This window comes from Phormidium sp. FACHB-592 (genome assembly GCF_014695795.1).
In the GTDB taxonomy this organism is placed as follows: Bacteria; Cyanobacteriota; Cyanobacteriia; order Leptolyngbyales; family Leptolyngbyaceae; genus Stenomitos.
This window is the reverse complement of record NZ_JACJOZ010000046.1, coordinates 53,480-66,755: the sequence shown is the minus strand read 5'-3', so window position 1 is coordinate 66,755 and position 13,276 is coordinate 53,480. Positions and strand designations below refer to the sequence as shown.

Annotated in this window: 10 protein-coding genes; 8 read left to right on the top strand and 2 right to left on the bottom strand. The window is 49.9% G+C overall.

Annotation, left to right across the window (positions count from 1 at the left end; all coding sequences use genetic code 11):
- Positions 1-35: 35 nt before the first annotated feature.
- Positions 36-1,121, bottom strand: a complete 1,086-nt coding sequence (locus tag H6F86_RS12495) for a glycosyltransferase family 4 protein (protein ID WP_190448931.1) — start codon at positions 1,119-1,121, stop codon at positions 36-38.
- A 611-nt stretch (positions 1,122-1,732) separates the two neighbouring features.
- Here H6F86_RS12495 and H6F86_RS12490 point away from each other — a divergent pair.
- From H6F86_RS12490 to H6F86_RS12475, 4 genes are all read left to right on the top strand, one after another.
- Positions 1,733-2,032 (top strand): hypothetical protein, encoded by a 300-nt coding sequence (locus H6F86_RS12490; RefSeq protein ID WP_190448930.1) that lies wholly within the window; start codon positions 1,733-1,735, stop codon positions 2,030-2,032.
- A gap of 142 nt (positions 2,033-2,174) precedes the next feature.
- Positions 2,175-3,137: an NAD-dependent epimerase/dehydratase family protein gene (locus tag H6F86_RS12485; RefSeq protein ID WP_190448929.1), complete on the top strand. Its 963-nt coding sequence runs from the start codon at positions 2,175-2,177 to the stop codon at positions 3,135-3,137.
- A 260-nt stretch (positions 3,138-3,397) separates the two neighbouring features.
- Positions 3,398-4,186, top strand: coding sequence for an ergothioneine biosynthesis protein EgtC (gene egtC / locus H6F86_RS12480; protein ID WP_190448928.1), 789 nt, complete (start codon positions 3,398-3,400; stop codon positions 4,184-4,186).
- 115 nt (positions 4,187-4,301) lie between these two features.
- Entirely contained in the window at positions 4,302-5,645 is a 1,344-nt protein-coding gene (locus tag H6F86_RS12475) for an SUMF1/EgtB/PvdO family nonheme iron enzyme (RefSeq protein WP_190449052.1), read from the top strand.
- Between the two features lie 91 nt (positions 5,646-5,736).
- Here H6F86_RS12475 and H6F86_RS12470 read toward each other — a convergent pair whose 3' ends face one another.
- Positions 5,737-6,447 (bottom strand): GntR family transcriptional regulator, encoded by a 711-nt coding sequence (locus tag H6F86_RS12470; RefSeq protein ID WP_242033498.1) that lies wholly within the window; start codon positions 6,445-6,447, stop codon positions 5,737-5,739.
- Between the two features lie 386 nt (positions 6,448-6,833).
- Between H6F86_RS12470 and H6F86_RS12465 the strand changes: the two genes are divergently transcribed.
- The 4 genes from H6F86_RS12465 (at position 6,834) to H6F86_RS12450 (ending at position 13,202) form a co-directional block, all read left to right on the top strand.
- On the top strand, positions 6,834-8,711 hold the full coding sequence (locus tag H6F86_RS12465) for an iron uptake porin (RefSeq protein WP_190448927.1): 1,878 nt from the start codon (positions 6,834-6,836) through the stop codon (positions 8,709-8,711).
- Positions 8,712-8,886: 175 nt separating this feature from the next.
- Positions 8,887-10,344, top strand: coding sequence for a nucleobase:cation symporter-2 family protein (locus H6F86_RS12460; protein WP_190448926.1), 1,458 nt, complete (start codon positions 8,887-8,889; stop codon positions 10,342-10,344).
- A 192-nt stretch (positions 10,345-10,536) separates the two neighbouring features.
- The gene (locus H6F86_RS12455) at positions 10,537-11,073 is read left to right on the top strand and encodes a DUF4079 domain-containing protein (RefSeq protein ID WP_190448925.1); all 537 of its coding nucleotides are present in this window, start codon (positions 10,537-10,539) and stop codon (positions 11,071-11,073) included.
- A gap of 359 nt (positions 11,074-11,432) precedes the next feature.
- Positions 11,433-13,202 (top strand): hypothetical protein, encoded by a 1,770-nt coding sequence (locus H6F86_RS12450; protein WP_190448924.1) that lies wholly within the window; start codon positions 11,433-11,435, stop codon positions 13,200-13,202.
- The last annotated feature ends 74 nt before the right edge of the window (positions 13,203-13,276 follow it).

Here is a 13,276-nt window from a genome sequence, read left to right as displayed (position 1 = left end):
TAAAAAAGGTGGAGACTCGTGCCTCCACCCAATGACTAACTACGCTTGCTGGCAGCACTTACTGCATGGCGAGACTGCCCATTTTGGGCAAACCGTTCATTAGCAAGTTGCCGATAAACCGCTTCGTACCCATCGACCATACGCTTGACGCTGAAGTTGCTAACAACGTGTTCACGACAGACACGCCGATCGATCATTGGGACTTGATCGAGTGCAGCCACACATTCATCAACGCTGTGACACAGGAAGCCAGTCTTACCATGTACGATCAGTTCTGCTGCCGAACCAAGGTTCATGGCAATGACAGGGGTACCTGCTGCCATTGACTCCACCATCACCAAGCCAAAGGGTTCGCGCCAGGTAATGGGGAACAAGGTCGCAAACGCATTGCCAAGCAGCACGTTCTTCTGCTGGTGGTTTGCCTCGCCAAGATACTCAATTTGCTTACCGTCAATGTGCGGCTTTAAGGCAGTTTCGTAATACTCCACATCCACTGGATCAATTTTGCCTGCCAGCTTCAAGTGCCAGCCGGTGCGCTGGGCAATCTCGATCGCTAAGTGAGTACCTTTTTCTGGTGACAGCCGTCCCAAAAAGACTAGATAAGGTGGGTCGCTGGGCTGCGGATAAAAGTTGTAGCTATCGGTATCAATGCCGTTGTAGACAGTTGCTACACAGTTAAGCCCTAGTCTTGGCTCACGTTGGGACTCTGAAATGCTGACAAACGGCTGTTGTTTCGCATGGGTAAACATCCGCTCGTTATCTGGGGTGAAAATACCGTGCAGCGTATGTACAGTGGGCGTTTTCACCAACTTGGCGTAGGACAACGCCGAACAGCCCATGTGGGAGTGAATGATATCAAATTCGTTAGCGCGATCGTAAACTGTGCTCAGTTGCAGCATTTCGTAAATGCCATACTCTCTCACGCTGTCATCCAAACGAAGGGCACGAGGATGTACTGCCTCTAACCTAGCAAGGGTCTGAGAATCACCGGAGGCAAACAGAGTCACTTCATGACCACGCCGCACTAACTCATCTGTTAAGAGTGCCGCAACCAGTTCGGTGCCGCCGTAAGTAGGAGGCGGTACGCGCTCCCAAAGAGGTGCAATTTGAGCAATCCGCATATGGAAAATCTCCTGAAAAGTGATTCTAAATGAGTGCTATGTCGCTCTCAGTCAGCGTTGTGAGCAAAGACGTTAAGGCACGCTAGATTCAGATGCAAAAGAGAACACATTGCTAAAGCTTTAGTCAAAAATCTAATGGAAACTTTACATTCTGTCTAGATGGACATCCGAGTTAAATAGGGTGGAGATTGCCGAACCTGCACCTACCATCGGATATGCATCGTTGTGTACCATCAATGTTCGCAATAACACACGTGACTGCACTTTACCTGTCTTTCTAGCGGATGCAATCCCCCTTGAGGCTGGATGTCAAAACACAGCCCCTAGCTACTTGACCGCTTTGGACTAAGTTGATAAGTCCCGCTACAGTTTGATCGTGCGCTCTAGTCTTTCTTAACAAAAAAATTGCTTTTCACAATGACCACTATGATGGGTCTACGCAACGTTGCGTTTTCCCTCTGTTGATGCTCGATGAAGGTTTTTTGGAGCCTGCCCTAAACGGTTAGGACGCTGCTTCTAGGAGTTGAGTCGATACTGGCAGGCAACGGTTGCTATCACAATGACTGCTTTCACAACTGCTTTCATACTCGAGTAACTAAAGGCAATTGCGCATGATCAAACTTTCGGAAAAGCTCCTTGCAGCCGTTGACTGGCACGCCCTTGCGCTAAACCTTAGTCCCAAATGCGGAGACTGCTACGCCACCCACAAAGGCTCCTTAAAAGTGAGTGCCTTTGAGATTAAATGCTATAAAGCCTCTGATGGTTTGGCAGCACTGGATGTAGAAGATATCGAGCGGTTTTTTCGGGGTTGTCCCAACTGTGATGCACCAAGCGATTGCCGCCATTGCAATCAAGTCGCAAACGCTGCTGAGGGTCAAAGAACCGCCATTAAGCTTGAATCAGAAGTCTAAGCTTAAAAAGGATGGAGCTTCAGTCCTGGACACAGTTTTTAGGCTGAGGGGAGAGATACGACCGACTGCCAAAACGGCTTAAACGCTTTAGTCATGGTATAGCTTTAGCCAAGGTTGATTGTGTGAAGTGAATTGAGACAGCATGACTATTAATGTGGTGACGGGTGCAGCAGGCTTTGTGGGGTCTCATCTGGTCGATGCTTTGCTTGATCGGGGTGATCGTGTCATTGGGATTGATCACTTTAACGACTACTACGATCCCCTGCTGAAGCGTAAAAACATTGCTCACTTAGCCCAGCACCCGTCCTTTCAACTGATTGAAGCTGAGATGCAGCAGTTGGACTGGTCTACACTCTTGTCCGATGTGGATGTGGTCTATCATCAAGCCGCGCAAGCCGGAGTCCGCGACAGTTGGGGCAGTGGCTTTCGCAGCTATACGGAACGAAATATTAATGCGACTCAGGTACTACTAGAAGCGGCAAAAAGCGCAAACTTAAAACGCCTCGTTTTTGCCTCGTCGTCATCTGTGTATGGTGATGCGGAAACATTGCCGACACACGAGCTGATTTGCCCTCAACCTGTCTCACCCTACGGGATTACAAAGCTCGCAGCCGAACGTCTGTGCTTGCTCTACCATCGCAATTTTGGTGTACCCACCGTAGGCTTGCGCTACTTTACGGTCTACGGTCCACGACAGCGCCCTGATATGGCATTCCACAAGTTTTTTAAGGCAGTTTTGACCAGGCAATCGATCGCAGTCTACGGCGACGGGCAGCAAACGCGCGATTTTACCTTTGTGAGTGATGCGGTAGCGGCAAACCTGGCGGCGGCAACGGCGACAGGGGCGATCGGTGAAGTCTTTAACATTGGTGGCGGCAGCCGTGTAGCGCTGACAGAAATCTTGGCAACCATTGAGACAATTGTCGGTGAACCACTCCAACGAGAAATGATGGCACCTGCTACAGGCGATGCCCGACATACGGCTGCGGATGTCTCAAAAGCACGCAAAATCTTGGGCTATGACCCGCAGGTGGGGCTTCCAGAAGGGTTAGCGAAAGAATGGGCGTGGATGAAATCTCTATATGTTAAGCAAAACGGAAACTAAAGAGCTTCCCAATAAGTAGGGATTAAAGGAATTCTGACCTGAGCCAAACTTTAACAACGTTTGACCAAGCATGTTGAGTCCGACTGATGTCATGAGGAGCAAGGCAAGGAGAAGCTGAGCAACCATCAATTACCTAATGACGACAAACACGTAAGACACCAGAATAAGGCAAAGTAGCAGTGTTCCGCGACATTACGCCACGCTGTCAGCTCAATTTCGTTACAATCCTTAGGAGTCCTGGTCAGAAAGTGTTCTCCTAAATGTGTCGATTGCTGGGTTACTTAGGCTTACCGGTTACGCTCGATCGCCTGCTCTATAAGCCGGAGCATTCTCTTATTTCTCAGAGCTATCAACCCCGCGAAATGACTTCTGGCTTGCTGAATGCAGATGGTTTTGGCACTGGTTGGTATCATCCGCAACGAGAGTCAGATCCATTCATCTACAAAAATACGGTGCCGATTTGGAGTGATAGCAATCTACCGAGCCTCAGTCGGTATATTGAGTCGGGCTGCGTGCTTGCCGCTGTGCGTAGTGCGACTGCTGGACAGTCAGTTGATTTAAGCAATTGTCAGCCGTTTCAGCAGCGTCTCATCTTAGGCATTCATAATGGCTTTATTGAGAACTTTCGGCAGACCCTCTATCGACCGATTCGTGAGCGCCTTAGTGATGCTACCTATCAGTCGATCGATGGTAATACCGATTCAGAGCACATCTTCGCTTTGTTGATTAATCTGCTGGAAGCGAATCCAACTATGGCTTTGGCAGACGCTTTTCACAAAACCTTGACCATATTATCCGACCTGGGGCAGCAGTATCAAACCGAATTTTCTGCCAATTTGGTGATTAGTGACGGACGGCAACTGGTAGCATCGCGTTTTGCAAATCATTCCCCGACACCATCGCTCTACTGGTTACGCGACGACCCACTTTTTCCTGATGCTGTGCTAATTGCCTCCGAACCGCTTTTTGCGGGCAACTGGACTGCTTTCCCAGAACGTAGCATTCTTACTGTGACTCATGACCTCGATATCCAAAGCCGATCAATCTGATGTTGTCACCAATAATGTTTTAGCTGATCCTGTTTTAGCCGCTGACGATCGCGCTAAGGAGCGATCACACGCCTCCAATTCACTACAAGACCGCCGACAGCAAATAAAGCAGCAGATGGAAGCCTGCCGTCTTGCTACGTTGGCGCTGTTTCAAACTGTCGACTACAATACTTTTTGCCAGCAAGCACACCCAGACTTCAGCCCGATCGGCTGGCACCTGGGGCATATCGCTTATACAGAAGCCCTTTGGCTACTGGAGCACCTTGCTGGACTGCCGCCCCAATACCCGCAGTATCGGCGGCTCTTTGCTGCGGATACCTTACCGAAAGCAGAGCGCGTTTATCTGCCCGACCTTGCCGAAGTGCAGACGTATCTAAGTGCCGTTCGCAAGGCTACTTTTGCCTATTTAGAAACAGCACCACTGGATGAGCAAGAACGGCTCTGGCGTTGGTTGCTGCAACATGAAAGTCAGCATGGAGAAACGATCGCGATCGTGCTGGCGCTTATAAAAAGGCAGAAGGCAGAAGGCAAAAGGCAAAAGGTGGAAGAGAGCGGTCAGCCGTCAGCTCTTCGCCCTCAGCTCTTAGCCATTAGTCGTCAAAGCAAAACTCAAAACTTAGAACTTAAAACTGTTCCCTCTACGTCCCTGCCTCTTTCGCTCCCCACTCCCTACTCCCGTTCGGCTGAGCGCTCACGTCGAAGCCCACTCCCCACGCCCCAAATCTGCATTCCCGCAGGCTCCTTTGAGTGTGGCAATGCATCCCTTGAGGCGCTAGATAATGAACGTCCGGTGCATCGGGTGTCTGTGGAAACTTATTGGATCGATCGCGCTCCTGTCACCTGTAAGCAGTACCAGGCATTTATGTCAGCCGGTGGTTATCAGGAGCAGCGCTGGTGGTCGGAGGAAGGCTGGGCGTGGCTACAGTCGGCTCAGGTCATACAGCCGCTTTATTGGTCTGATGCTCCTGATCGTGCTAACCATCCGGTCTGCGGTGTGAGCTGGTATGAAGCCGATGCCTATGCTCGCTTTGTGGGCAAGCGTCTGCCGACCGAAGCGGAATGGGAAAAAGCAGCAAGCTGGAACCCGATCGTCAAGCAACGGCAAACCTACCCCTGGGGTGAAGCCGTACCCAGTGAGCACGACTGCAACTGCAATCATGCGGTTGGACAAACTACGCCGGTCGGTGCGTATCCTGCTGGCACGAGTCCCTTCGGCTGCGAGGATCTGCTAGGCAATGTGTGGGAGTGGACAAACTCCTGGTTCGATCGCTACACGGGTTTTGAAGCCTATCCTTATCGCGGCTACTCTGAGGCATATTTTGATGGGCAACATCGAATATTGAAAGGCGGCAGTTGGGCAACGCAACCGTCATCCCTGCGCTGTGCGTTCCGCAACTGGTACCATCCTCACGTCCGCGAGATCTTCGCTGGCTTTCGTTGTGTGTCTGATGTGGGATAGCGAAAAGCTCGCTTCTGCCTGAAAAAAGCGGTTTGAAGCTAAAAACCTTGCAACTTTGATCTTTTAGCCTTCAGCTTTTAGCCTTCATCCTCTAGCCTTTGCCCCCAATTTGCTCGATCTCTTGGATCACTCGCTTTTTGCTAGCAAGGAGATGGTCTTGAAGGGCTGCGACAGCAGCAGTTGGGTTGCGATCGCTCACGGCTTGATAGAGGGAGCGATGTTCGCTACGAATTTCTAACACATGCGGGTTGTGCTGCATCGTCCGCAGCCGCAGCAGCATCATTTTGTCAAACATCTGGTCGAGCAAGGAAACCAACCAGGGATTGTCGGCACTTTCGGCTAAAAGCCGATGAAATTGATAATCCATGTGCAGCAGTTGATAATTGGTCAACTGATGGGTCGGTTGCTCTATGGCTTTCTCTGCCTGCTGAATCGCCAGGTCAAGTTGCTCAAGCTGAGCGGATGTGGCATGGCGACACGCCTCTGCAACTGAAACTTGCTCTAGCGCCATGCGGCAATCGTAAAGATGTGCGGCATCCGTCACTGAGAGCATAGCAACCCGTAGCGCCCCATGCGGATCGGTCGTAACAAGGTTCTCTCGCTGTAGCTGCCGAATTGCTTCACGAATAGGAGTACGGCTCACTTCTAGGCTGGCTGCCAATTGAGTTTCGACTAAGCGATCGCCCGCCGACAGTTCTCCTGACAAAATTGCTGTACGCAGCGTTTGATACGTTTGTTCGTGAAGTGATTGAGCGCGTTGGAGTGGACGAGTAGAAAGAGGCAAAACGGGTGGGAACGCCAAAGTGAATACTCCTAGAGTGTCGGAGAACTATGCAAGATAAGCAAGCGCCTTGGCTGCGATCGACATCTAAGCTTTGTAGCGTAACGTACACCAAACAACGGCTCATCTCACTATGGTATACGGTGTATAGCAATCTGCGTACTGCATACAGGCTATAGCGTTTCAGCTTTTTGTTTCAAGTTCTTGCTTCAAGTAAGGCTACAAGTCATAGCTTGTGCAGGCAGTCTAAAGCGCAGTCTCAATCTTTCAAACTAGCTTCGTCGTATCTATGCTCTGCCCATGTTCTTAACATAGGGCGATGTTTGCTGCACTCTGAAAGATGCCATTGGCTAGGGGTACAGCGAACGGTCACGAGCGACCCAGTTTGCTTACTTGTGTGAGGAGTCATGTTTAAAGCAGCGATCGTGCAACGTTTCTTCTTAACAGCACCCCTTCTAACATGGAGCGTGGTTGCCCAACCGTTACTGGCTGTAGCGACTGAGATTCAACCATCGGTTCCAACACTAACCACTGCTAGACAGCCAGCGATCCCTACGTCAGACAGGATCGTAACGGAGCCTGTACAGGTGGTGGCAGCGCCCTCAGTGGCAGAGCAGGTTAGCCCTGCCACTGAGCTAACCACGTTAGAACAGACTGATGTAGAGGCTCAGTCTGACGAAACTGATGTTGATCAAACGACATCGGTTTCACAGTTAAGCGATGTCCAGCCGACCGATTGGGCGTTTCAAGCATTGCAATCCTTGGTAGAACGCTATGGCTGTATTGCTGGTTATCCCGATCAAACCTATCGCGGTCAGCGTGCCCTCACCCGCTATGAATTCGCGGCTGGTTTAAATGCCTGTCTCGATCGTGTGAATGAGTTGATTGCCGCTGGTACAACCACCCTGGTCAAGCAAGAGGATCTCACTGCTCTGCAAAAACTGCAAGAAGAGTTTGCAGCAGAATTAGCGACCGTGCGAGGACGAGTGACGGCACTGGAAGCCCGCACTACCACCCTCGCAGCGCAGCAATTCTCAACCACAACAAAGCTCAATGGGCTGGTGTGGTTTAACATGACGGGGGCGTTCGTGGATGGTTCTGTGACGGCTGAACGTCGTTTTTCAGAGAATGCTTTTGCCGCGCCGCGCCGCAATCCGATTACATTGGCACCGTCTACATTTGAACGGCAACAGCCAGAAGTGACGGCGAGTTACTACACCTTTCTCACGCTCACGACCTCGTTTACGGGCAAAGATTCTCTCATCACCCAGTTAGCAGCAGGAAATGGCAACTCGCCTGCCAATCAACTTGTTTCGGCAGGCTTTTTTAACTCGTGGGGCACACCCTTTCTCGATCAAACGGGTACTTTAAGCCAAGGCTCGGTCGTCATCCGCGAACTGTCCTACGCCTTTCCCATCGGTCAGAGCGTGCGGCTTGTTGTTGGTCCCCGCATTAACTTTTATCGCTACTTTGACTCGAATCGCTTTACGTTCTTTCTTACCGGAGCGACCAGCTACAACTCAAACGGCAGTACGCTTTCTAATGCCGTCGATCGTGGGTCTGGTGCTGTTGCTATCTGGACGATTAACCCACAGTTGCGCTTTACAGCCGGGTATCTGGCTGAAAACACAGAATTTGTCAATTCGTCTGGTGGCTTTAACACCTCTAGCAACCCAGCCGATGGGTTGTTTAACAGCTCCAATACCATCACGGGTGAACTCACCTTTTCACCAAGCAAGCGTTTTAACATACGGCTGCTCTACACTCGTTCCAAGCTCAAGGCTTACAACGGCTTTATTGGTGGCACGGTAGGAGAACCATTGCCCTATGGCTATGCCGATGATGGCTTTGGTGGGCAGCTAAACGATGCGGATGCCGATGCCGTGGTACTGAATTTTGACTGGCTTATTACCCAGGGCTTTGGTATTTTTGGGCGCTACTCGTACGGCAGCACGCAGATCGATCCGGTCAATGCGGCGCGATCGGGTGGCAGTGTCGATGTGCAGTCAATCCAATTTGGCGTGGGTTTACCTGATTTAGGTAAAAAAGGAGCGTTAGGTGTCCTTTCTTTTTTGGTGCCCCACGACTATTTAGGTGGGCGGCGCTTTTTACTGTCTGGTGCTGGTGATGGCGGTACGCAGTATGAGTTGGAAGCCTCCTACTATTACCCGCTGACGAACAATATTGCGATCGTGCCTGCCTTTTATGCCATCTGGAACCCAAATAATTTCAGTAGCAATTCCACCGTCTTTGTTGGTAATGTTCGCGCTCAGTTCAGTTTTTAGCAATCAGCGTTTTTACAATCAGCAGTTTGTAGCACCCTACACACCCATTGGTTGCCAGAGTCATTATTGTATACCGCATACAAAAACTTGTGTGCAACATAGGATCCTTAGCGATCTAGGCGCTCGGCATTTGGCTTTAAGCAACGTTTTGCAAGCTTAGGAGGCGATCGTAAAGATGGCACAGCGAGAAGAGACCCGCACCTTGCAGGAGCTTGAATTACCTGAGGCTCAAGGTTTTCCAGAGCTATCGGCAACAGGCTCAGAACTGATCTATGGACTGTACGACAAACCGCCCGTGGTTGAGTCATTCTTTGTCGCTGTGCAGCACGTTTTAGCAGCGTTTGTTGGTATTGTGACGCCACCGCTCATTATCTGTACCAGTCTTGGGCTGGATGCTGCTAACACAAGTTTCATTATCAGTATGTCGCTGCTTGCCTCTGGCATCTGCACTTTTATTCAATGCAAAACTTTTGGTCCTGTAGGGTCAGGTTTACTCAGCTTGCAGGGCACTAGCTTTGCTTTCCTGGGTGCCATCCTGGGCGTAGCGGGCACTGCGATTCAGGCTGGAAGGACGCCCGAGCAGGCACTATCGCTGATTTTCGGCGTTTGCTTTTTTGGTGCTTTCGCAAATGTAATGTTGAGTCGCTTTTTGCATCTGCTTAGTAAAATCGTGACGCCGATCGTGTCGGGAACGCTAGTGATGTTAATTGGACTCAGTCTACTCAAAACTGGCATTACCAGTATGGGAGGCGGTACAGCAGCATTAAAGGCGAATACATTTGCCAATGCTCAGAATATGGCACTGGGCTTTGGGGTCTTTTTGATCGTGATTGTTTTGACGTTGGCGAAGAATCAATATATTCGGATGGGCGCGATCGCCATTGGCTTGTTCGCTGGCTATGTCGTCTCTGCTTTTATGGGCATGGTTGATTTCAGTATTTTTAGCAAACTTCCACTTGTTAGTTTGCCGATTCCGTTTCGCTACGGCATGAGTTTTGAGTTCAGCGCCCTGATTCCCTTTCTCATTCTCTATCCCCTTACTGCGATTGAATCTGTGGGTGACATGACTGCTACTTCTATGGTTTCTAAAGAACCGATCGCTGGTCCTGTTTACGTCCGCCGGATTAAAGCTGGAGTGCTGGCGGATGGTCTGAACTCTTCGTTAGCGGCATTGCTTAATACCTTTCCCATCACCACATTTAGCCAAAATACAGGTGTCATCCAAATGACGGGTGTGGGCAGCCGCTATGTTGGCTTGTTTGTTGCTGGCATTCTGGCGCTGTTAGGCTTGTTGCCCATTGTTAGCGGCGCGTTCCAATCTATTCCTCAACCCGTTCTAGGCGGTGCGACTACAGTCATGTTCGGTTCGATCGCAGTTGCTGGAGTCAAGATTGTTGCCTCTGAAAAATTGGATCGCCGTGCAACGATCATCATTGCCGTTTCATTAGCGCTGGGCTTAGGTGTAGTCTTCGTACCAGAACTCTTTAATAACCAGCCTGCTATTATCAAAAATATGTTTGCCTCTGCAACTTCGACAGGTGGTTTAACTGCCATTTTGCTCAGTTGGTTGTTACCCCAACCTTCACAGGCTGATGTGGCAGTACCAGAAAGTGTAGAGGTTACAGATGGCTAGAAGGTGTTGTAGACACTTAGCTATCAACATGGGACGCTATGCTTAAGGTTGTTACCCGTAGCTTTAGCGCCTTTGTGCTGTCGTTTGACCGCAGGTTGGCAAACCCTTGCGTTTCGATCATGCACGCTAGCAAGCTTTGTTTCCGTCGCCGCAGTTTTAACTGCCAGACATTCAGGCAACCTCTAAACGTCTATGCCTCACGACTTCTCCTTTCTGCCACTGGCACATCTGGCTGCTCCACAGCCGACTAGTACTGAATTTTCACCCCTTTTGAAGGTGGTTATTTCGTTCACTCACCCTGTTCTGATGCTGGGTGCCCTCATCGCTACCTTTTACGCCCTCTACTTAGGTCTTTTGGCTAGGCAGACACGCAGTGCTGATGCCGAAATCCGCAAGCAAATGATGAAGCAGAAATACAGTCAGCGGCACTTTCAGCTTGGTGCGCTTTTGCTAGCTGTCTGGGTCATTGGCACGGTGGCAGGTATGGGTGCAACCTATCTCTTATACGGCAAGCTGTTTCTTAGCCCACATCTGCTGATTGGGTTAAGTACCATTTGTTTTGCAGCCTTGTCAGCAACCCTTGTGCCACTAATGCAGCAGGGCAAAGAGTGGGCAAGATTGGTGCACATAACGTTCACAACATTGGTACTGGGCTGTTTTCTAGCGCAGACAGTGACCGGATTGCAAATTGTGCAAAAAATGATTGGCGAGATGCTAAAGACTGCCTAACGTGTTGCACTTAAGCGCTTAGACGTATGGCTGAATTAAGACGAGAGCTGCTCAAGCTTGTTGTCCTGCTGTGCATCAGGTCAGTTGTGTTTCCCAACCCAAATTGTGCGGCAGCTTGTGACCGACGGCAATGCCCCCTGGGATCGCTTCTCTCAGGCTTACAGCAAGTGGTAAGTTCTTGCACCGCTGAGTGGGGGCGCAAAAGCATACACAGGGGAACCTTGCAACTCCTACCGCAACTACATTTTCCCTGCTGACGGTAGCATCGCTTCAGACTAAAAAAATTCTTTTGCTACACAATTTTATAGGCGAAGATGGGCACATTAACAACAGATTTTCTATCTTGTTGTTAATGTTGTATGACAATCCAACAACCCGCTTTAACGGCTCTTGCGAAACAGGGAGACTTAAACGCGATCGCTGCTCTGATGAATCGAGCCTTGCAGCCGCAGGGGATTGGGGTCAAAATTGCTCACCAAAAGGGACATCTGCGCGTGCTGTTAGAAGGGCAAACGGTTCCCGGTGAAACTGTCCTTGCGCCATACATCCGCAAAGGAATTTTGGCATTGCAGATCCCAGGCTTACACACATTGAGCGTCTTGGGGCAATTGCAGGGAGCTGATACACCTGCTTGGAGTAAAACGTTTGCGCTTACCGCACCACCCACCGCATTAAAGCCAACGCCTGATACAGAGGTTGCACCAGCGCAATACAACAGTAAGCAACCAGTAGACTATGCAGAATCTAAAGTAGAAGCCAAGCTAGAAGATCACTCAATCGTAAAGCCAGAGCTTAATGCAAGCGTTGATTTGGAAATGGCTTCAGTCGCTAACCCAACGGCGATCGCTTCCCACATTAATCAAGCACTGGGAACAGAAACGCTGACCTTCGAGGCAACGCTGGACGATCGCACCCTCAAACTCATTGCCAAAACCAACCAAATTTTAGAAGGTGATACCTTTGCTAAAGCGGTGCAAAACCTACTGCTACCATTTAACTTAGCGGGCATTGATACCGTTTTTTTGTATAAGCAGAAAACAAACGGCAAGAACCCCTACAAAATCAAAGAATTTACGCTTCTCCAAGAGCCAGCAACAACAGAGGTTGTAGAAATCGAGACTAAGACACAGCCAGCAACACAGCCTTCTGCGGCTTACTCTCAGCTCAACCCTTCTCAGCCTATCCTTTCTCGCTCTACCTCGCAGACAAAGCTAAAGCCCCAAGCCTCCAGTCAAGCCTCACAACGCTCCAAATTTGTGATGCTTGGGCTAACAGCATTATTTGTGGTGGTGTTCATTGGAGCCATTAAGTTTCTAGCCAAACCGCCTGCCGCTACAGAAATCTGTCAGGATGCAGCGGGAGCACCGGGTTACTGTCAGCTTGCGGTGCAAATGGTCGGCGAACAAACCCTGCATGACCTGAAAACTGCTGCTACGCCCTTTACCCCTGAAATGGAAGCGAAAGGGTTGAGCTTTTGTGAAAACACCTCGGACTTACAAATACAAGAGACACAGCGGAACCCGAGTCGGCGAAGCACTCGCTACAGTGCCTCCATCAGACCAGAGCTAGTCTTCCCAGGTGTCATGCTTGTGGAGACACAGCTAAAAGCGTCTCCACAAGCGAATACGCCACTGTTTCGGACAGCCTGCCTATTCACAGGCAATGAAAATCAGGTAGAACTGATTACAAAAGTCGTCTTACCAAACGGCTGGCCACAAGAGCCGTATCAAGGGAAGCAAGAATGGGAGCCAATGCAGCGATCGCTGAAGGTCTACCAGATCCTCATCATGTTAGGCAGCGGCACACTGTTTACAGCGATCGGGTTGTTTGCCTCTGCCGCCTTCAATTTGGGTTTCCAGATTTACACAATACGGGGACTGTTCCGAACAGCATCCATTCTAGGGACTCTCGATACGCTGTTGATTGTGATGACAGGCGCAAAGCTAAATCTTTTTGGTGGGATACCTTTGACCTGTTTAGCGCTGGGGTTAACTCAAATATGGGTCAAAGATCTTCGAGTTGACTGGACCTCTGGCTATCGCACGGTAGCTTTCGGAGTCTCTTTGATGATCTTGATTCGGTTCATCCTGAATTGGCTGTTGCTAGGTTTCATTTTCTCAGTGCTTTAGCCTTTTGAGATGTGCAGCTTCTTCAGTTTTAGTTATCAACCTGGTAACAACTGCTTGATGACGGCTATCTGCTA

Excerpts from the sequence above, each read along its gene's own strand:
- H6F86_RS12460 (WP_190448926.1), top strand. The coding sequence starts at position 8,887 with ATGGCACAGCGAGAAGAGACCCGCACCTTGCAGGAGCTTGAATTACCT.
- H6F86_RS12475 (WP_190449052.1), top strand. The coding sequence starts at position 4,302 with ATGGAAGCCTGCCGTCTTGCTACGTTGGCGCTGTTTCAAACTGTCGAC.
- H6F86_RS12485 (WP_190448929.1), top strand. The coding sequence starts at position 2,175 with ATGACTATTAATGTGGTGACGGGTGCAGCAGGCTTTGTGGGGTCTCAT.
- H6F86_RS12495 (WP_190448931.1), bottom strand. The coding sequence starts at position 1,121 with ATGCGGATTGCTCAAATTGCACCTCTTTGGGAGCGCGTACCGCCTCCT.
- H6F86_RS12450 (WP_190448924.1), top strand. The coding sequence starts at position 11,433 with ATGACAATCCAACAACCCGCTTTAACGGCTCTTGCGAAACAGGGAGAC.
- H6F86_RS12490 (WP_190448930.1), top strand. The coding sequence starts at position 1,733 with ATGATCAAACTTTCGGAAAAGCTCCTTGCAGCCGTTGACTGGCACGCC.
- H6F86_RS12465 (WP_190448927.1), top strand. The coding sequence starts at position 6,834 with ATGTTTAAAGCAGCGATCGTGCAACGTTTCTTCTTAACAGCACCCCTT.
- H6F86_RS12455 (WP_190448925.1), top strand. The coding sequence starts at position 10,537 with ATGCCTCACGACTTCTCCTTTCTGCCACTGGCACATCTGGCTGCTCCA.
- egtC (WP_190448928.1), top strand. The coding sequence starts at position 3,398 with ATGTGTCGATTGCTGGGTTACTTAGGCTTACCGGTTACGCTCGATCGC.